The organism is Brevundimonas sp. GW456-12-10-14-LB3 (assembly GCF_059424365.1).
The window spans coordinates 15,458-34,239 of sequence record NZ_JBWKZJ010000007.1 but is presented as its reverse complement, the minus strand read 5'-3'; the positions used below and the strand labels follow the sequence as shown (position 1 = coordinate 34,239).

18 protein-coding genes and 1 riboswitch are annotated in these 18,782 nt (G+C 69.7%); of the genes, 8 read left to right on the top strand and 10 right to left on the bottom strand.

The features are described 5' to 3' along the window. Nucleotides 1-76: 76 nt before the first annotated feature. Together AC07XS_RS04840 and mutS are read right to left on the bottom strand one after the other, a co-directional pair. Nucleotides 77-1,903 carry a methyl-accepting chemotaxis protein gene (locus tag AC07XS_RS04840; protein ID WP_182713762.1) on the bottom strand — a complete coding sequence of 609 codons (1,827 nt, stop codon included), beginning with the start codon at nucleotides 1,901-1,903 and terminating at the stop codon, nucleotides 77-79. A gap of 86 nt (nucleotides 1,904-1,989) precedes the next feature. Further along, the gene (gene mutS, locus AC07XS_RS04835) at nucleotides 1,990-4,674 is read right to left on the bottom strand and encodes a DNA mismatch repair protein MutS (protein ID WP_182713763.1); all 2,685 of its coding nucleotides are present in this window, start codon (nucleotides 4,672-4,674) and stop codon (nucleotides 1,990-1,992) included. Between the two features lie 50 nt (nucleotides 4,675-4,724). Then, nucleotides 4,725-4,932, top strand: a riboswitch (cobalamin riboswitch). Between the two features lie 145 nt (nucleotides 4,933-5,077). Between mutS and AC07XS_RS04830 the strand changes: the two genes are divergently transcribed. Further along, a complete protein-coding gene (locus AC07XS_RS04830) occupies nucleotides 5,078-6,901 on the top strand; it encodes a TonB-dependent receptor domain-containing protein (RefSeq protein ID WP_182713764.1) in 1,824 nt (607 codons plus the stop codon). Here AC07XS_RS04830 and AC07XS_RS04825 read toward each other — a convergent pair. The 3 genes from AC07XS_RS04825 to AC07XS_RS04815 all read right to left on the bottom strand — a co-directional run bounded on the left by AC07XS_RS04825 (nucleotide 6,885) and on the right by AC07XS_RS04815 (nucleotide 9,184). Beyond that, complete coding sequence (locus AC07XS_RS04825; RefSeq protein WP_494732654.1) at nucleotides 6,885-7,805, bottom strand: aldo/keto reductase; 921 nt, start codon at nucleotides 7,803-7,805, stop codon at nucleotides 6,885-6,887. The two genes, AC07XS_RS04830 and AC07XS_RS04825, sit on opposite strands and share 17 nt — an antisense overlap. 90 nt (nucleotides 7,806-7,895) lie before the next feature. Further along, nucleotides 7,896-8,531 carry a maleylacetoacetate isomerase gene (gene maiA / locus AC07XS_RS04820; protein WP_054764356.1) on the bottom strand — a complete coding sequence of 212 codons (636 nt, stop codon included), beginning with the start codon at nucleotides 8,529-8,531 and terminating at the stop codon, nucleotides 7,896-7,898. Continuing rightward, nucleotides 8,531-9,184: a fumarylacetoacetate hydrolase family protein gene (locus AC07XS_RS04815; protein ID WP_182713766.1), complete on the bottom strand. Its 654-nt coding sequence runs from the start codon at nucleotides 9,182-9,184 to the stop codon at nucleotides 8,531-8,533. The genes maiA and AC07XS_RS04815 overlap by 1 nt, the downstream gene beginning before the upstream one ends. Nucleotides 9,185-9,321: 137 nt before the next feature. Here AC07XS_RS04815 and AC07XS_RS04810 point away from each other — a divergent pair, with 137 nt between their 5' ends. From AC07XS_RS04810 to AC07XS_RS04800, 3 genes are all read left to right on the top strand, one after another. After that, entirely contained in the window at nucleotides 9,322-9,666 is a 345-nt protein-coding gene (locus AC07XS_RS04810) for an ElaB/YgaM/YqjD family protein (protein ID WP_054764358.1), read from the top strand. Beyond that, nucleotides 9,666-10,076, top strand: coding sequence for a hypothetical protein (locus AC07XS_RS04805; RefSeq protein WP_054764359.1), 411 nt, complete (start codon nucleotides 9,666-9,668; stop codon nucleotides 10,074-10,076). Before AC07XS_RS04810 ends, AC07XS_RS04805 begins: the two co-directional genes overlap by 1 nt. Nucleotides 10,077-10,188: 112 nt before the next feature. After that, complete coding sequence (locus AC07XS_RS04800; RefSeq protein ID WP_008262305.1) at nucleotides 10,189-10,368, top strand: DUF1328 domain-containing protein; 180 nt, start codon at nucleotides 10,189-10,191, stop codon at nucleotides 10,366-10,368. Nucleotides 10,369-10,468: 100 nt separating this feature from the next. Here AC07XS_RS04800 and AC07XS_RS04795 read toward each other — a convergent pair whose 3' ends face one another. The 3 genes from AC07XS_RS04795 to AC07XS_RS04785 form a co-directional block, all read right to left on the bottom strand. Then, nucleotides 10,469-11,320 (bottom strand): metallophosphoesterase family protein, encoded by an 852-nt coding sequence (locus tag AC07XS_RS04795; protein WP_182713767.1) that lies wholly within the window; start codon nucleotides 11,318-11,320, stop codon nucleotides 10,469-10,471. Further along, on the bottom strand, nucleotides 11,320-12,276 hold the full coding sequence (locus AC07XS_RS04790) for a diacylglycerol kinase family protein (protein ID WP_182713768.1): 957 nt from the start codon (nucleotides 12,274-12,276) through the stop codon (nucleotides 11,320-11,322). The genes AC07XS_RS04795 and AC07XS_RS04790 overlap by 1 nt, the downstream gene beginning before the upstream one ends. 66 nt (nucleotides 12,277-12,342) lie before the next feature. Next, nucleotides 12,343-12,609 (bottom strand): hypothetical protein, encoded by a 267-nt coding sequence (locus tag AC07XS_RS04785; protein WP_182713769.1) that lies wholly within the window; start codon nucleotides 12,607-12,609, stop codon nucleotides 12,343-12,345. A gap of 134 nt (nucleotides 12,610-12,743) precedes the next feature. Between AC07XS_RS04785 and AC07XS_RS04780 the strand changes: the two genes are divergently transcribed. The 3 genes from AC07XS_RS04780 to AC07XS_RS04770 all read left to right on the top strand — a co-directional run bounded on the left by AC07XS_RS04780 (nucleotide 12,744) and on the right by AC07XS_RS04770 (nucleotide 15,951). Further along, nucleotides 12,744-13,085: a YMGG-like glycine zipper-containing protein gene (locus AC07XS_RS04780; protein WP_054764362.1), complete on the top strand. Its 342-nt coding sequence runs from the start codon at nucleotides 12,744-12,746 to the stop codon at nucleotides 13,083-13,085. A gap of 112 nt (nucleotides 13,086-13,197) precedes the next feature. Then, complete coding sequence (locus tag AC07XS_RS04775; RefSeq protein WP_054764363.1) at nucleotides 13,198-13,638, top strand: OmpA family protein; 441 nt, start codon at nucleotides 13,198-13,200, stop codon at nucleotides 13,636-13,638. A 51-nt stretch (nucleotides 13,639-13,689) separates the two neighbouring features. Next, entirely contained in the window at nucleotides 13,690-15,951 is a 2,262-nt protein-coding gene (locus AC07XS_RS04770; protein ID WP_182713770.1) for a thioredoxin family protein, read from the top strand. Here AC07XS_RS04770 and AC07XS_RS04765 read toward each other — a convergent pair. Next, entirely contained in the window at nucleotides 15,923-16,399 is a 477-nt protein-coding gene (locus tag AC07XS_RS04765; RefSeq protein ID WP_182713771.1) for a hypothetical protein, read from the bottom strand. The two genes, AC07XS_RS04770 and AC07XS_RS04765, sit on opposite strands and share 29 nt — an antisense overlap. 113 nt (nucleotides 16,400-16,512) lie before the next feature. On the opposite strand from AC07XS_RS04765, the gene pgi reads away from it, so the two are divergent. Next, nucleotides 16,513-18,120 carry a glucose-6-phosphate isomerase gene (gene pgi / locus AC07XS_RS04760; protein WP_182713772.1) on the top strand — a complete coding sequence of 536 codons (1,608 nt, stop codon included), beginning with the start codon at nucleotides 16,513-16,515 and terminating at the stop codon, nucleotides 18,118-18,120. A gap of 3 nt (nucleotides 18,121-18,123) precedes the next feature. Here pgi and AC07XS_RS04755 read toward each other — a convergent pair whose 3' ends face one another. Further along, on the bottom strand, nucleotides 18,124-18,693 hold the full coding sequence (locus tag AC07XS_RS04755) for a DUF1826 domain-containing protein (RefSeq protein WP_182713773.1): 570 nt from the start codon (nucleotides 18,691-18,693) through the stop codon (nucleotides 18,124-18,126). Nucleotides 18,694-18,782 lie beyond the last annotated feature (89 nt).

The following is an 18,782-nucleotide window of genomic DNA, read 5'->3' as shown; positions in this document are numbered from 1 at the left end:
CGACCTGTCAGTCGATGTGACAAGGCCCGCCCGGAGGATCCGGGCGGGCCTTTCATTTGCGCCTGTTCGATCCCGCTCAGGCGGCCCAGACCGTCCGTTCGTCCTGAGCGTCGCCGTATGGCGCCCCGTCGCCCAGACGGAAGCGCGACACCAGTTCGGCCAGCCGTTCCGCCTCCTGGCTGAGCGCCTGGTTGGCGGCGGTGGTCTGTTGGACCATGGCGGCGTTCTGCTGGGTGGTCTGGTCCATCTGGTTGACGGCCGTATTGACCTCGGCCAGCCCCTCGGCCTGCGCCTTGGCCGAGGCGGCGATCTCGCCGGCCAGCTGGTTGATTTCGGCCACCTGGCCGATCAAGGCGGTCAGGGCCGCACCGGTCTGGGACACCAGTCGGGCGCCTTCGCCGACGCTGGCGCTGGAGGCGGCGATCAGGTCTTTGATCTCCCGCGCGGCCCCCGCCGACCTCTGGGCCAGGGCGCGAACCTCTGAGGCCACCACCGCGAAACCGCGACCGGCCTCGCCCGCCCGCGCCGCCTCGACCCCGGCGTTCAGGGCCAGGAGATTGGTCTGGAAGGCGATTTCGTCGATCACCCCGATGATTTCCCCGATCCGGCCCGAGGTCGCCTCGATCTCGCCCATGGCGGCTGTGGTCTCGGCGATGATCTGCTCTCGCGTCGCGGCGCCGCTTCGGGCCTCGGCGGTGATGTCGGCGGCGGACCGGGCGCCTTGCGCAGTCTTGCGCACCGTGACCGTGATCTGATCGAGGGCGGCGGCGGTCTGTTCCAGGGCGGCGGCCTGTCTTTCGGTGCGGCGCGACAGGTCGTCGGTCGCCGTCGTCACCTCCGATGTTGCAGCCCGCATCGCCTCAACCAGGTCTACGATGTCGGCCATGGTCGCCGCCAGCGTGTCCACGGCGGCGTTATAGTCGTCCTTCAGCTTGCGGCTGCGCTCGGCGAAGTCTGCGGTGATCCGATGGCTCAGATCTCCGCGCGCCAGGGCCGCCAGACCTTGTCCGAGCGCCTCCGCCACCAGGGCGTTTTCCTCAGCCAGACGGTCCCGTTCCGCTTCTCCCGCCTCTTGCGTCACACGGGCGGCCTCACGCATGGCCTCGGTCTCGGCTTCCGCGGCCTTCTGGCGCACCGCAGCGTCGCGGAAGGCGGCGACGGCGCGGGCCATCTGGCCGATGTCGTCTTCACGCATGGCCCAGGGCGTGTCGAAGTCGGTTCGGCCCTGGCGCAGGGCTTCCATCCGCTCGCACAGAGCCTTGAGAGGCGAAAACATCCGGCGGGAAACGATCAGACACAGCCCGACCCCCAGCAGGGCGGCGGCCAAGCCGCACACGAACAGAGCGATCATCACCTGGTTCACCGAGGCCATGAAGTCCGCCTTGGGGATGCCGACATACAGCACGCCGATGGTCTGGCCGGCCCTGGTCTTGATCGGGTCGTAGGCGACGAAATAAGGCTTGCCCAGAATGTCGGCCTGGCCTCGATAGGGCTCGCCCGCCTTCAGCACCGCATCATAGACGGGGCCGGGCTTCAGCCGAGTGCCGACGGCGCGCGAGCCGTCGTCCTTGACCACATTGGTGGTCACGCGCAGGTCGTTCAGAAAGACGGTGGCCGTACCCCCGACGAGTGTCTTGATCCGATCCACCGGCTCGACGAAGTCGTTCATCGGGGTCGATCCGACATACAGCCTGCCGTCGCGCGCCGTGAAGCCGTCGCCATAATCGGCCAGCACGTCCCAGGCGACCCGCATATTGGCTTCCTGACGCTCGGCGGCCTGGGCCTCAGCGTCGCGGGTCAGCAGGACCGCAGCGACAGCCGTCAGCACCAGGGTCAGGACGCCCAGGGCCGTAATGACCATCAAGGCCGTCTTGCCGGAAAGGGAAAGCGCGCTGGGCTTCATGGCCGATCCTCAGCGATTCGGTCTGGCGGACCACGACTGTTACCGAACAGGGTCTGGATTTCTATCCCTGGCAAGGGCCGACCTTCTCAATCAGCCAGGCTCTTCAACCTGTAGAGGGTCTCCAGAGCCTCGCGCGGCGTCAGGGCGTCGGGGTCCACCGCCTGCAAGGCCGCCTCCAGCTTGGAAGGCGCGCGCGGCGGCTCCGGCTCGGCCACGGCGAACAGCGGCAGATCGTCCAGGCGGGCCGCTGCCGCCTTCTCCCCTTCCAGCCGCTCCAGCACCGCCTTGGCCCGCGCCACCACCGCGGCCGGCGCCCCGGCCAGCTTGGCCACCTGAACGCCGTAGGATCGGTCCGCCGCCCCCGGCGCCGCCTCGTGCAGAAAGACCAGATCGCCGTTCCACTCCTTGGCCGTCATGGACAGGTTGCAGACGTGGTCCAGCCGCGTCTCCAGCTGGGCCAGCTCGTGATAGTGGGTGGCGAACAGGGTGCGGGCGCGGTTGACGTCGTGCAGGGCCTCGGCCGTGGCCCAGGCGATGGCCAGGCCGTCATAGGTGGCCGTGCCGCGGCCGATCTCGTCCAGAACCACGAAGCTGCGCGGCGTGGCCTGGGTCAGGATGGCGGCGGTCTCGACCATCTCCATCATGAAGGTGGAGCGGCCGCGCGCCAGGTCGTCGCCGGCGCCGACGCGGCTGAACAGCCGGTCCACCACGCCCAGACGCATCGCCCGCGCCGGCACGAAGGCCCCGGCCTGGGCCAGGATCACCAAAAGCGCGTTCTGGCGCAGGAAGGTCGACTTACCGGCCATGTTCGGCCCGGTGACGATAGCCAGCCGGGCGCAGTCCGATCCAGACCCGTCCAGCCGGGCGTTGTTGGGCGTATAGGGATCGCCGGCCGCCTTGACCGCCGCCTCGACCACCGGATGCCGCCCGGCCTCGACCGAGAAGACCAGACTGTCGTCCACCACCGGCCGGGTCGCCCCGGCCTCCTGGGCCCATTCCGCCAGGGCTGCATGGGCGTCCAACTCGGCCAGAGCCTCCGCGACCGCCTGCAGCGGCTGGGCCAGGCGGGCGACCTCGCGCCGCCAGCCCTCGAAGGTCTCGGCCTCGATGGCCAGGGCGCGGTGACCGGCCTGGCTGATCCGGGCGTCCAGCTCCGACAGTTCGACCGTGGTGAACCGCACTTGGCTGGCCAGGGTCTGACGGTGGATGAAGGGGCTGTCCGGCCCCGCCCGCAACAGGCCCTCCGCCGCCTTGGCCGAGGTTTCCAGGAAATAGCCCAGGACGGCGTTGTGCTTGACCTTGAAGGGCACGCCGGACTCGGCGACCGCCCGCGCCTCCAGATCGGCCACCACCCGGCGGCTGTCGTCGCGCAGGGTGCGGGCGGCGTCCAGTTCAGGCCGATAGTCGGGGCGCACGAAACCGCCGTCGCGGGCCAGATGGGACGGTTCGTCCACCAGGCCGTCGATCAGATCGGCCTTCAGCCGCGACACCTCAGGCGACAGGCTCAGTCGGTCCAGGGCCAGGGCGATGCGGCGGGGCTGGCCGGTGAGCGGGTCCACCTGACCGATGAACAGGCCCGCGATCCCCTCGGCGACGGACAGGCCCACCCGCACCGCCGCCAGATCGCGCGGACCGCCGCGCCCCAGGGCCAGCCGTCCGACCGCCCGCGCCACATCGGCCGAGGCCTTCAGACCGTCGCGGAGGTCGCGCCGCAGATCGCGCCGCTCCAGCAGCCATTCGACCGCGTCGAGCTGTTCATTGATCGCCAGGGGGTCGCGCAGCGGCCGGGCGATCCGTTCCGCCAGGGCCCGGGCCCCGCCCGAGGTGACGGTGCGGTCGATACAGGCCAAGAGCGAGCCTTCGCGTTCGCCCCTCTGCGTCCGGTCGATCTCCAGACTGGCCCGGGTCGCCGGGTCGATGGCCAGAAACCCGCTCTCGCCCAGACGGCGGGGCGGGGCCAGGGCCGGAACCTTGCCGGCCTGGGTCGTCTCCAGATAGGCGGCGATCAGGCCGAGCGCCGAGACCTCGGCCTCCTCGAAGGCGCCGAATCCGTCCAGGGCCGCAACCCCGTACAGCCGCTCGACCCGCGTCCGCGCCGCCTGGGGCTCGGCGATGGCCGAGGCCAGGGCCTGAACCACGCCGCCGGACCCGTCCAGGGCGTCCCGCGTCGTCGGGTCGGAATAGATGCGGTCAGTGACCAGGACCTCGGACGGGCGGAAGGCGGCGAGCGTCGCCCCGAGATCCTCCAGCGCACAGGCGACGCTGTCCACCGCGCCGGAAGACAGTTCGACCACCGCCACGGCCGCGCGACCCTTGCGCACCGCTGCGGCGGCCAGCCGGTTGGCGCCGCGCGCATCCAAGAGACTGTCCTCGGTCAGGGTGCCGGGCGTCACCACCCGCACCACGCCGCGCTGAACGACCGCCTTGCCGCCGCGCTTCTTGGCCTCGGCCGGGTCTTCCAGCTGTTCGCAGATGGCCACCTTGTGACCCAGGCGGATCAGCCGGGCCAGATAGCCCTCCATGGCGTGGACCGGCACCCCGGCCATGGGGATGTCCTCGCCCTGGTGCTTGCCCCGCCTGGTCAGGGTGATGCCCAGAGCCGCCGCCGCCACCTCGGCGTCCTTGAAGAACAGCTCGTAGAAGTCGCCCATGCGGAAGAACAGGATGGCGTCCGGCTGACCGGCCTTGGCCGTCAGATACTGGGCCATGAAGGGGGTGGCGCCCTCCAGAGCGGCGGCGATGTCAGGCGGGTGAGAGACAGGGGCGTTCATGTTGCGACAGGGTGACGGATCGCGTCCTGGCGCTCAAGCCCGTTGACCGGCTCTTGCACAGGCTTGTCGCCCCTGCGATAGGCCGGATCAGGCGGTTAAGGGAACACGGTGAGACACCGTGGCTGTGCCCGCAACTGTAGGCGGCGAGAGCGTCGTCCGTCCGGGGTCTAGACCTCGGCGCCACTGGGTGACTGGGAAGGCGAGGACGGCGGTTTATGACCCGCAAGCCAGGAGACCTGGCCGCCGACGTCGCTCGCTCCTGTCCGGGACCAGACAGAGGCGCGGTTTCTCCGTGGAAGCGACCCGATCTTGCGTCGTCCCGGCCTCGCGGCCGGGCGGATCGGCTCGCTGGTCACGACCCTGCGCGCGCATTCGCCGGGCCGATACGGGGACATCGCTCACAATGAAGCGCTCCATTCTTTCATCGACGGCGGCCATGGCCGCCGTCATCGCCGCACCCGCTTTCGCCGATGAGGCGACCCAGCTGGACGAGATCGTGGTCACCGCCACCCGCCTGCCCGCCATCGTCGCCGAGACGCCCGGCGCCCGGGTCATCGATTCCAGGATCATTGAGCAACGCGGCGCCGTCTTCGCCGCCGACATCCTGTCCGACGTGCCTGGCCTGTCGGTGACGCGAACGGGGGCTTTCGGCGGGATCGCCCAGGTCCGCATGCGCGGCGCGACGCCGGGCAAGACCCTGGTGCTGGTGGACGGCGCGCCGGTCAATGATGCGGCCGAACCGAACGGCGCCTATGACTTCTCCAGCTTCGAACTGGCCGACATCGACCGGATCGAGGTGCTCAGCGGTCCGCAGTCGTCCCTGTGGGGATCGGACGCCATCGGCGGGGTGATTTCCTTCACCACGCGCGAAATCGATGGCGTTCGCGCCGAGGCCGAGGCGGGCAGCTTCGACACGGCGCGCGGTCGTCTGTCGGCCGGCGTCGCCAATGAGACCTACGCCTTCAGCGCCTATGTCTCGCGCTTCCAGACCGACGGGATTTCGGCGGCGGACAAGGCGGACGGCAATCCCGAGACCGACGGCTTTCGCAGCACGACCCTGGGCGCCAAGGGCCGCTATGTCCTGTCCGACGCGGTCAAGGTCGAAGGCGCGGCGCGCTGGAACGACAGCCACGCCGACATCGACGGCTTCCCCGCGCCTGACTATGTGCTGGCCGACACCGACGACGCCCAGGACAGCGAACAGTGGTCGGGCTTCGGCCGTGTCACGGCCCAGGCTCTGGGTCTGACGCATCAGTTCAGCATTTCGGCCTCGGAGCTGGAGCGCACCTCCTACAGCGACGGCACGCCCTTGACCTTCAACGGCGACCGCCAAGCCTATCGCTGGCAGGCGGACGGCGAAACCCGAGGCATCGACTACGCTTTCGGGATCGAGCGCAACGAGGCGTCAGCCAACCTGTACTCGGGCCTGTCGCGCGACCTGGCGATCACCTCGGCGTTCGGCATGGCGCAAGCGGACCTGGGCGCCCTGAACCTGACCGGCGGTTTGCGCTATGACGACACGGACGACTTCGGCTCCAAGACCACGGGGCGGATTTCGGCGGCCTATGATCTGGCCGGCGGCTTCATCCTGTCGGGCGCCTATGGCACGGGCTTCAAGGCCCCGACCGTCAGCCAGGCGGTGTGCGACTATTGTTTCGCGCCCCAGCCGTGGCCCGCGCTGAAGCCGGAGACGGCCGACAGCGTCGAGATCGCCCTGGGCTGGGCCTCCGCCGGCGGTCGGTTCGAGGGACGCGCGACCCTGTATCGGCTGAACGTCGAGGACCAAATCACCTATTCCGCCGGCCGCTACGTCAACGTCGCCAAGACGCGGTCGGACGGGCTCGAGCTGGAAGGCCGCGCGCGCCTCGGCGCCGGTTTCGACCTGACCTTGGCCTACGCCTGGACCGACGCTGCGGACCGCACCACGGGCGCCCGGCTGCTCCGCGTGCCCGAACACGCCGGTTCGGCGACCCTGGGCTGGACGGGGGATCGACTGTCGGGCGCCCTGACCGTGCGGGCGGAAGGCGAGCAGGACGATTCCGGCGGCTTCTCGACCGTGGTCCGCAAGGGTTTCGTCACGGCCAATCTGAACGCGGCCTACGCTTTGACGGACAAGGTCGCCCTGACGGCGCGGATCGAGAACCTGGGCGACGAACACTATCAGCAGGTGTTCGGCTATGGAGAGCCCGGCCGGTCGGCCTATGTCGGGGTCAGGCTGCGCTACTGATCAGGTTGCGGGCGTCGGCGGCGAAGGCCGCCGGCGCCTCCAGCGCCAGTTCCGACCAGTCCAGGTCGGGACCGGGCGCATGGGCGGCCGCCAATATGGCGCGCAGCTCGGCGGCGGAGGCCACGCTGGCCACCACCCGGTCCACCGCCTCCAGAGAAAAGGCGTAGGCCAGGGCGGCCTGCATCGGATCGCAGCGCCGTTCCGCCAGGCGCCGTCGGATGCGCGACAGGGCCTGATCATAGCCGGTCAAATGGGCCGGAAGATCGTCGCCGGGGGCGAACAACAGGCCGCCGGCGAAGACCGAAGACAGGTGGACCTGGGCCCCCAGGGCCTTGATCTCATCCAGAATTCCCTCGGCCGCCGCGCGCTGATCCAGAAGATTGCAGGCGACCTGAACCACATCGGCCTCCAGGCGCCGGGCTAGGAGGACGGGTCCGTCCTCGACCGTGGCGCAAAAGCCGATGCTGCGAAACAGGCCGCGGGCCTTCAAGGCCTGCAGCCGGTCCCAAAGGGCCCGCCCCTCGGCGCCGGCCAGGTCGGCGGGATTGTTGACCAGCAGGGCCTCGCCCCGCGGCAGGCCCAGACGTTCCAAGGAGCGGCGCGCCCGCGCCTCAACCCGATCCAGTCCTTCGCCCAGGCCGACGGTGCGAACCGTGACGTGGAAGGGGGAGGGGAAGGGCCAGGCCTGGCCCAACAGCCGTTCGCCGTCGCCGGTCGGCTTGGTCGCGATCACCTTGACCCCCGCGTCCGCTCCCGTCTGCAACAGGAAACGCATCGCGTCCTCGCGGGCGCCCGACGGGGCGGCCATGAGGGGCTTGGCGGCGCGCTCGGGCTCGGTCACCACGGCCAGGGCCAGGCGATCGACCGGCGACGGCGCCGAGGGAGAGGGTGGGGACTGCGTCACCCCCCGATCATGCCCCCCAAAGCTTAAGGGAGGTTGATCAAGACCTTACGCGAGTCTTACTCATCGACCACCGATATGGGTCGGGCGCGCTCAGCCGTCGGCGTCGGGCTGCCGGTCCGGGTGGGCCGCCTGAAAGGCCGGATGGGCCTGGGCGGCGGCCTCGACCGCCAGAAGGCGCGGCCAGGGCGTCAGGGCCAGATTGAACCGCCGCGCCGAATAGAGCTGTGGAATCAGATAGCAGTCCGCCAGTCCGGGACGATCGCCGAAACTCCAACCCGCACCGTGGCGCGCGACCAGGACCTCCAGAGCGTCGAAGCCCGGCGTAATCCAGCGCCCCGCCCAGGCGTCGACCGTCGCCTGATCGGCGCCGAACTCCTGACGCAGGGCGGTCAGGACGCGAAGATTGTTCAGCGGATGGATGTCGCAGCCGATCAGGGCCGCCATGGCCCGGACCTGGGCGCGGTCCTGGGCGTCCTTCGGCAACAGGGGCGGCTCGGGATGGGTCTCCTCCAGCCATTCCAGGATCGCCGGGCTTTGGGTCAGGACCGTCTCCCCCTGCTGCAAGGCGGGGGTCATGCCCTGGGGATTGATCGCCAGAAAGGCGGGGGCCTTCTGTTCGCCCTTGCGCAGATCAAGGGCCGCAGTCTGATAAGCCAGTCCCTTCAGCCCCAGGCCGATGCGGACCCGATAGCTGGCGCCGGACCGCCAATAGCCGTGCAGGATCATCAGACGATCTCGAAGCTCAGGGGCGCTAGACCCTCGATGGCGACCGCCACCTTGTCGCCGCGCACGATCGGCCCGACGCCGGACGGGGTTCCGGTGAAGATCAGGTCGCCCGGCTGAAGCGTCCACAGCCCGCCCGCCGCCGCGACGATCTGGTCCGGGTTCAGGATCATGTCGCTGAGGACGCTGGATTGGCGGGTTTCGCCATTGACGGTCAGGACGATGGACCCGTCCGGCTTCGGCAGGGCGCCCAGGGTTATGGCGCCGCAGGGCGCCGACTGATCAAACCCCTTGGCGGCGTCCCAGGGGCGGCCAGCCGCCTTGGCCTGGGCCTGCAGATCGCGTCGGGTCAGATCGCACCCGGCGGCCCAGCCGACGATCCGCCCGCCTTCGCCGATGGCCGCCACCAGCTCGGCCTCATAGTGCAGCTGGGCCGTCGCGGACGGGTAGGCCGGGTCGGCGCCGTCGGTCACCACGGCGTCGGCCGGCTTCGAAAAGAAGAAGGGCGTCTGCTTCTCGGGATCCGACCCCATTTCGCGCGCATGGGCGGCGTAGTTCTGGCCCACGCACAGAATCCGCCGCACGGGAAACCGTCGCGCATCGCCGATGATCGGCAGGCTGGGCTGGGGTGGGGGCTCGAACAGAAAGGCGGTCATGGCGCCAATCTAGGGCGCCGGGACGGAGGTGACGAGGCCTTCACCGACATTGGCGACGACGGAACCTCGATAGGGGTGTGGCGTTGGCAGACGGGGTTCCCTATTCTAATGCCAAGCTTGAAACTGGAGCGCGCATCATGGCCACCACCAAGGCTCGAGAAGACATCAAGGCCGATCTGAAGACCCTGAAGGAGGATCTGAAGGCCGGCGCTCGCGAAGAAACCCAGCGCCTGCGCGAAAAGGCCGAGGAGGCCGAGGCCCGCCTGCGCGCCAAGAGCGAGGAAGTGCGCGAACAGGCCCGCACCTATTACGACGCCGCCCGCGTTCGGGGCCGCGAATATTACGACGACGCCGCCGAGCGCCTGGACGAAGCCCAGCGCTATGTCGTCGAACGGGTGCAGGAGCGTCCGCTCCAGTCCACGGCCATCGCCCTGGGCGTCGGTCTGGTGCTGGGCATGCTGCTGGCCGGTCGCCGCCGCTGATGTTCAAGGGCATCCTCAAGCGCGCCGTGGCGACCGCCGTGGTCGCCGCCAGCGTCTTTTTGGCCGTCATCTTCCTGGGCGTCGCTGTGTTCTACGCCCTCCAATTGATGACCACGCCCTTGGGCGCGGCCGCCATCACCTTCGGCCTGTTCGCCTTGACGGCCCTGATCGTCGCCCTCGTCTTCCTGAAGCGCGCCGAAGGGGACGATGAGGACGAGGAGGAGGAGCCGGAGGGTCTGGCCGGCAAGATCCTGCATATGGTGCGCGAGCGCCCTGTCATCGGGGTGGTCGGCGGACTGGGGGCCGCCTTCCTGCTGCTGCGCAATCCCGCCCTGGCCGCGATCGTGGCCGGCATGGTGGCGGACCGCAAGATGGAGCATCGCGGCTACGGCCGTCGCCGGCGGCGATAGTCTTTCCTTTCTCTGTCGCGGGCGGAACCCCCCGCGACCGGGAACGTTGATCCACCGACGGACGAACGGCTGCGAGGCCGCCGTCGGAAACATCAACGCAGGAGCTAAACCCATGATTCGCTGGGCAATTATCTTCCTGGTCGTGGCTTTGATCGCAGCCGTTCTCGGCTTCGGCGGCATCGCGAACTTCTCGTTCGAGATCGCCAAATTCATCGCCGTGATCGCCATCATCCTGTTCGTCATCGCCCTTGTGGCCGGCGGACTTCGCGGACGCGGCGCGCCTCGATTGTAAAGGGCGTCGAGCTTCAAAACGGAAAGGGCCGGAACGCGAGTTCCGGCCCTTTCTTCATGCCGAGGTCCTTATGGGCCGTGGCCGAGATGGAAGGGCGGCGTCAGACCGCCGCCTTTTCCAGCATGCCCGGCGCGTTCGGATCGGGCGCCGTCGCCGCGCGGCGGGTGTCCTGGCGACGCGGAAGCCTCCACACCTGATGCGGCCTGTAGGCCGCGCCGTCCCAGGCCAGGGCGGTGACCGTGATGGTCTTAGCGTCCCAATCCACCTGATTGAAGCCGGGCGGCGATCCCCGCTCCCGATGCGACAAGGTTCCGCAACCCACCGCATAGGAACAGCGATCCGCCAGGTCGATCGCCAGGGCGAAGGGCACATGGACATGGCCCGTCATGATCAGATCCACGCCCGCCTCGGCGAAGATCAGCGCCGCCTCGTCCCCGCGCTTGACCTCACCGGTCATCGGCGCCCCGATCATCTCGATCAGCGGATGGTGACAGGCGAGGATGCGCAGCGCCCCGATCGGCGCCTGCCGCAGGGCCTCGGCCGCGCGCCGGGTCTGGTCCAGATCGATGACCCCCTTTGACCAGTTGGGCCGGGCCTGCCAGCCGCGTGCGGTGACGACGCCGCGCACCATGACGGTCTCATTGCAGAACTGGCCGTCGTGGGCCGGAAACCCGGTCGCCGTCTCGAACGCTTTCCAGGGATGGAACAGCCTTGCGACCGCGTCCCAGTAGGGGACGTCGTGGTTGCCGACGATGACGAAGCGCGGCTCGGGCATGGCGCGCATCCAACGACCCGCCGCCGCGAACTCCTTGGGATAGCCCTTCTGGGTGATGTCGCCTGTGATCAGGACCAGGTCGTTGGGCGTGGCGTGGGCGTATTCCAGGGCGGCGGCGACCGCCCCCTTGTGCTCACATCCGAAATGAACATCGGAAAACTGGAGAATACGCCCCATTACAGACTGTCCTCGGCGGCGGGGGGTTTGGGCGCCAGGGCGCGAAACGCCTTGGGAATGAACCGCACCGTCGCCTCGGGGCTCAGAAGAAGGGGTTCGCCGTCGATCACGGCGGGAATCTTGGACCGGGCGCGCACGTCGATCCGCTTGGCGGGGCGGGTCGAGACCGCGGGATCATGGCGCCAGTCGCTGAACAGGGCCGTCGCCGCCAGTCGGAAGGCCTGGGTGGCGTCCGACGGATCCAGCGCCGCCGCCTCCAGCCCCGTCGGCTCCTCCATCGCCTTGGAGATCATCGGGCTGATCAACACCAGGGCTTCGGCGCGGCGACGGCCGCCTCCGTCCAGGCTGAACCTCAATCGGCCGGAAAAGGCTCGCTTCAGCGCCCGTCGAGCATAGGCCCAGGCCAGTCTCAGCTTTCCGGTCCGCATCGCCTCCCGCGCCGGGGCCCAAAGGGCCGGCGATCCCAGGATGGCCGCGCAGTAGAAATATTCCCCGCCGACCTCGCCGCCGGACACCGTCTGGGGCTCGCCCTCCTCCAGGGCGTGGCGCAAGGCCGCCTTCCAATCGCCGGTGCCGTAAAGCGCCTTGGGCAACATGTTCATGGTGCCGCCGGGCAGGGGGGCGATCATCGGACCGTCCGGCCTGGCCTTGGCCGCCACCGAACGGGCCGTGCCGTCCCCGGCAAGAACGAAGATGACGTCGGGCGTTGCGGCGAAGGCGTCGGCGATGGCCTGGTCGAAGCCGCCGCCTTGCAACAGCATGACCTGGCTCTCCACCTGATAGTCGGCCAGGATCGCCTCGACCTCTGCGACGGCGCGCGATCCGACGCCGCCTGACAGCGGATTCACCAGAATGACCAACCGCTTCAGCGACGCATGAGGCGTCAGGACGCGGCCCGCGTCCGGGCGCGGCCCGCCCGCCCCTGTGTCGGGCTCAGAGCTCAGGATGTCGGTCATGTCGGGCCGAACGCCTGCCAAGCCGAGCCGTTCCCCTCAGCATGACTCGAACGTCGCTTTGACGCCTCAGCGGCTGGGGCTGGGCGTTCGGCCGATCAAGGCTTGACCGTGGGCCCAGGCCGTCGCGATCCATCCGTCCATGGTCCGGCCGGCGGTCTCGACCGAACCCGCCCTGATCGACAGAACCAGCGTCAGGGCGCCGATCAAGGCCAGCAGAACCAGCAGGGTGTTGACCAGGGACGCCGCCGAGACTCTGCGCTTGCGTTTGCGAGGCCGCGACCAGATCGGTCCCTCGGCGCCGGCCGAAGCCCGCGTCAGTGTGGAAAATCGCATCGTCCTGCCCCCCATAAGCTTGACTGCCGTGCGGCGATTTTAGCCGCTTCAGCGGAACAGTGATAGACAAGGGAACCGGTGCGGGAGTCCAGCGTTCTCGTATTCGGGGCGAACCCAGGATAAAGGAATTCACCATGAACAAGGCCATCATCGCCATAGCCGGCGCCGGTCTTCTGGCTTCAGCCTGCGCCAGCGATCCTTACGGCGGCACCAACCAGACGGTGCGCCAGGGCGCCATCGGCGCGGGCCTCGGCGCCGTGGCGGGCGCGGTCATCGGCAACAATGTCGGCGGCGGCAATGCGGCCACCGGCGCCCTGATCGGCGGCGCCCTGGGCGGTGCGGCCGGCGCGGTGCGCGGCTCTCAGGCGGACCGCAACAACCAGCAGCGTTATCGCGACAGCCAAGGTCGCTACTACTACTGCTACGACAACCGCCAGGACGAATGCTACTGGGACAATGGCCAACGGCGCTATTGAGCTTCAGGGTTTCTGAACGGACGTGAGACGGTTCGCGTCCGTTCAACCGGGCGGCTCGTCGGCGACGGGCCGCCCTTTTTGCGTCTGCAGACGCACAACCGAGGGGGACGGTATGAGATATCTGACGATTTCGGCATTGGGTTTGGCTGCGGCCGTGTCGGCCTGCGCCACCGCGCCTTCGCGAGACGCAATCGTGACGGGGGAATCTCCGTGCGCGCCGGTGCGGTTCGACATCTATTTCCGTGAAGGCGAGGCTCGGCTTACGCCTGCGGCCGATCAGGCGATCACGGCGGCGGCGAATGTGCTGAAGACCTGCGACGTTCGGCGGGTCCAAGTGCTGGGCCTCGCGGACGCCACGGGCGGGTCTGCGGCCAACCTCAGCCTCTCTCAACAGAGGGCGCGGTCCGTGGCCCAGGCCTTGAACACCGCCGGCCTGCCCGCCCCCGTCTTCGACGTGGCCGCCGCCGGGGACGTCGGCGCAGTCACGACCGAGGGCGCTGCCGAGCCGTTGCGCCGCCGCACCGAGGTGGCGATCGACGCCCATCCTCGCTGATCCCGTAAAGGCGCCCTGACAGGGGCGGTCTCCCGGCCTAAAAGGCCGATCATGCGCCTTCTTTTCTCCATCCTGTTCAAGGCCGGCCGGCTCCGCGACGGCTCCAGAGTCGGGGTGCGCCTGCTGCTGGTCTTGAACCTGGGCCTGCTGCTGGGCCTGGCCTCTCCGGCCCTGGCCCAGGTCCGAAGCCAAGCCCCCGTCGAGACGGGCGCTCAGGGCGAGGAGAACATCCGGGCGGAACTCATTCCTCTGACGCGCTGGGCGGCGCCGGGTTCCACCGCCGTGGTGGCGGTGCGACAGCAGATCGCCGAGGGGTGGCACACCTATTGGCGCAACCCCGGCGATTCCGGGGGCCCCACCACCCTGAACTGGCGCCTTCCGCCGGGGGTCGAGGCCGGCGACATCGTCTGGCCCCTGCCGACCCGCCAGCGGCTGATGAGCCTGGTCAACTACGGCTATTCGGGCGAGGTCTATCTGCCCGTGCCGATCGAGATCCCGGCCTCGGCCCGACCCGGCACCACCCTGCCCCTGGTCGCCGACGCCCTGCTTCTGGTGTGCAGCGACCAGATGTGCGTGCCGGTGCAGATGAGCCTGAGGCTGGACCTGCCGATCCGGGAGGGGGCGCCGCCGCTGGACCCGGATCACGGCCGGGCGCTCCAGGCCGTGCTCGAGGCCGCGCCACGCCCTGCGGGGATCGAGGCGCGCGCCGCGCTCGAGAACGGCGTCCTGACCCTGTCGGCGGCGGGCGGACCGCTGGCGGAGATCATGGGCCGCGCGCCGGGCGTGACCCAGGCCTATTTCTATCCCTATGACGGCGGCGTGATCGACCATGCGGCGGCCCAGTCGGGCCAGGCCGGCCCCCGGGGGCTGAGCCTGACCCTGACTCCCGGGGCCGATCTGAAGGCTCAGGGCCTGACCCGGCCGGTGTCCGGCGTCCTGGCCACCGACGCCGGCGCCTGGGAGATCACGGCCCAGCCCGGTCCCCCCCTGCCCGGAACGGCCGGCGGCGCGGCCCTCAGCGGCGAGGCCGCCCCCCCCGCCGAAGGGGCCGGCGCGGGCTTGATCCTGCAGTCGATCCTGTTCGCCTTCGTCGGCGGACTGATCCTGAACCTGATGCCCTGCGTCTTCCCCATACTGGCGATGAAGGCCGCCGCCCTGGCCGTCTCGGCCCATCAGGCCGGCGAGGCGCGGCGCGACGGCCTGATGTTCCTGGCCGGGGTCCTGTCCAGCTTCCTGGTCCTGGCGGGCGCCCTGCTGATCCTGCGCGCGGGCGGCGAGGCCATAGGCTGGGGCTTCCAGCTTCAGTCGCCGGCGGTGATCGCGGGCCTGGCCCTGCTGATGCTGGGCGTCGGTCTGAACCTGTCGGGCGTCTTCCATGTCGGGGCAGGGCTGCAGGGGGCCGGCGCCAGTCCCCTGTCGCGGCTGCCCGGCGGCGTGGGGGCCTTCTTCACCGGGGTGCTGGCCGTGGTCGTCGCCGCCCCCTGCACCGCCCCCTTCATGGCCGCCGCCCTCGGCGCAGCCCTGCTGGCGCCCTGGCCGGCGGCCCTGGCGATCTTCCTGATGCTGGGCCTGGGCCTGGCCCTGCCCTATGTGGCGATCAGCCTGTCGCCCGGCCTGTTGCGACGCTTCCCCCGGCCGGGGCCGTGGATGGAGCGGCTGAAGGCCCTGCTGGCCTTCCCCATGTACGGCGCGGCCCTGTGGCTGGTCTGGGTCTTTTCGCGCCAGACGGGACCCGACGCCTTGGCCCTGGTCCTCGCTGCGGGCCTGATGCTGGCCTTCGGTCTGTGGCTGTCCGGCATGAACCAGGCGCGCCGGGCCCAGGGCGGGACCGCCGTGGTCAGCGCCGTCGCCGCCACCCTGGCCCTGCTCTTCGCCGTCGGTTTCGCCGGTCTGGCCGCCACCCGGCCGCCGTCCGCGGCGGCGGCCGAGACCGGTTCCCTCACAGCCGCCCACTGGTCGGCCGAGGCCGTCCGCGCCGCCCAGGCCGCAGGCCGTCCCGTCCTGGTCAACTTCACCGCCGACTGGTGCGTCACCTGCAAGATCAATGAGCGCGCCGCCCTGTCCTCGCCCCGCGTCGCCGAGGCCATGAAGGCGTCGAACACCCTCTATCTGGTCGGCGACTGGACCCGCCGCGACGACGCCATCAGCCGTGAACTGGAGCGTCACGGCCGCTCGGGCGTGCCCCTGTATCTGCTGTATCCGGCGGAAGGCGGCGAGCCCCGCGTTCTGCCGCAACTGTTGACTGAAGGCCTGGTCCTCGAGGCGCTCCGCCCCGTCAAAACGACTAGACCTCAGGCTGAGGCGGGGCGGTGATCACTTCGACATTGTCGTTCAGCAAATAAGACAGTTCCGACAGGGCCGTAGCGCGCTCTGCGGGGGTAGCGGCGGCCTGAACCGCCTCAACCTTTTTCGGCATGTCCTCGGAGATGCCGCGCAGGATGCATTTCAGATCGCCGTCGGTGCCCCGTTCCTTCAGAATCAGATGGCCCTGCAGGTCCAGGGCCGCCAGTTCGTCCGCCTGGGCCTTGAAGCCGGTGAAGGCCTGGCTGGTGAAGAAACCAGCGTCGTCCGCAGCCTTTGACGCCGCCCAGCCGTCCACCATCGCCTTCAGCCTCCCGGACCGGGCCACGATGTCGGCGAACAGGGGCTCGGCCGCCACGGACACGGGGGCGCCGGCGGCCGCAGCGGGCTGATCAGCCGCCAGGGCCACGGCGGGATTGGACAGGGTCAGGGCGATCGTGAGAGCAAGGCCGCAGGACATGGGTGACTTCCTGTTTCAGCGTCGGCTAGGACGTTGAACCGGCATACGCTCGACCCGTAAACGAGTGTTTACCTTCCTTGTCTTCCCAAGATTTCTCCTCCCGAGGACGACTGATGACCCGCAACGACGCCTGGACCGCCTTCGACGCCGCCGCCGCAACGGCGGGCAAAGCCCGTATCGTGGACCAGTTCGCCGCCGATCCGGACCGGCTGGCGCGGATGTCGGTCGAGGCGGCGGGTCTCTATCTGGATCTGTCGAAACAGAGCTGGACCCGGGACGCCTTCGAGGCCTGTCTGGACCTGGCCCACGCCTGCGACGTCGAGGGCCGTCGCGCCGCCCTGTTCGCCGGCGAGGCCGTCAACCTGACCGAGGGCCGGGCCGTGCTGCATCCGGCCCTGCGGGCCCCGGCCGGCGCCGACTTCAAGGCCCTGGGCGAGCCGGTCTCGGCCGAGGTGGACGCGGTGCGCGCCGACATGAAGACCTATGCCGAAGCCGTGCGCGCGGGCGCCGAGGCGGGGGCGACGGGCAAACGGTTCAAAGCCATCGTCCATGTCGGCATCGGCGGCTCGGACCTGGGTCCGCGCGTGGTGTGGGACGCCCTGCGGCCGCTGGAGCCGTCCATCGACCTGCGTTTCGTCGCCAACATCGACCCCCGCGACATGGCCGAGGCCCTGACGGGGCTCGATCCCGAGACCACCCTGGTCGTGGTGGTGTCCAAGACCTTCACCACCCAGGAAACCCTGGCCAACGCCGAGGCGGCCAAGGCCTGGCTGGCGGCCGCCCTGCCGGTCGAAGGCATGACGAAACACTTCATCGGGGTGACGGCGGCGCCGGACAAGGCGGCGGCCTTCGGCTGCGGCCGCACCTTCGCGTTCAGGGACTGGGTCGGCGGACGCTATTCGCTGTGGTCGGCGGTCAGCCTGTCGTGCGCCATCGCCCTGGGCTGGGACGTGTTCGAGGCCATGCTGGCCGGGGCGGCGGCCATGGACGATCACTTCGTCTCGGCCCCGCTGGAGCGGAACGCCCCGATCCTTCTGGCCCTGGCCCAGGTCTTCAACGTTGACGGCCTGAACCGGCCGGACCGCACGGTGGCCCCCTATGCCCACGCCCTGCGCCGCCTGCCGTCTTTCCTGCAGCAGCTGGAGATGGAGTCGAACGGCAAGCGGGTGCATCGCGACGGCGCGCCCGTGACGCGCCAGACCTGCCCCGTCGTCTTCGGCGAGCCCGGCACCAACGGCCAGCACGCCTTCTTCCAACAGATCCACCAGGGCCCCAAGATCGTCCCGGCCGAGTTCGTCATCGTGGCCAAGACCCACGGAGACGCGCCGGAATCCCCCCTCTGGTCAAACGCCCTGGCCCAGGGTCAGGCCCTGATGCTGGGCAAGACCACCGAAGCCGCCAAGGCGGAAGGCCTGGCCCAGGGCCTGTCGGAAGAAGAGGCGACCCGTTTGGCGACCCACCGGACCTTCACCGGAAACCGCCCCTCGACCGCCATACTGATGGACCGTCTGACGCCCCAGACCCTGGGCGCCCTTCTGGCCCTCTATGAGCACAAGACCTTCGTCGAGGGCGTGATCTGGGACATCAACAGCTTCGACCAATGGGGCGTGGAGCTGGGCAAGGTCCTGGCCAAGGCGATCCTGAAGGACGTCCACGCCGGCGGCCCCTCCGCCGATCTGGACCCTTCGACCGCCGGCCTGATGACGCGGTTGATGGGCTGACGCTCACGCCGGCGCGGCGTCGATCGTCAAGACGCGCCGGGGGGCGCGTCTCCCGGCCGGCGGCGAGCGGTGCAGGACCACCGGCAAGTCCGGCCAGGCCTCCCAGCCCGGCGCCGTGCCCTTCATGACGGCGACGTCGCCAGGGTGAAGGGTGCGGACCCGACGACGCGTGCCGATCTTGCGTCCGTCCAGATCCTCGCCGATCTCGCCGGCGAAGGCCCATTCCGGCCCCGGCCCCTCATAGGCGACGATCAGGCGCACCGGCACGGCGTCCTGATGAAACCGCGGGCAGGCGCGGCGGGTCACGGTCTCGCACCGCGCCCGCCAGGCCTCGCATCCGCTGACCGTCGCCACAATCTCCGCCAATCGTTCGATGTCCTGGAGAAACCACTCGGGCGCCGCGCCCGATAGGGCGATCCAGCGCCCGTCGCAGTCGGCGGTGAAGTCCGGCGGGGGCAAGGCGTCCGGCGGCATGGGACTGGGCCGCGACCAGATCGCCATCCGCACCTGCGGCTCGAACAGGGTGGTGAAGACCGTGGGCGCCTGCCCCTGGACGACTGCGCCGACCGCCATGGAAAACCTTGCTGACTGTGCATGTTATAATATAACGTAACTCTCACAGTCGCCGGGCTGTGGTCAAGCTCGGCGCAGCAGCCGTGGAG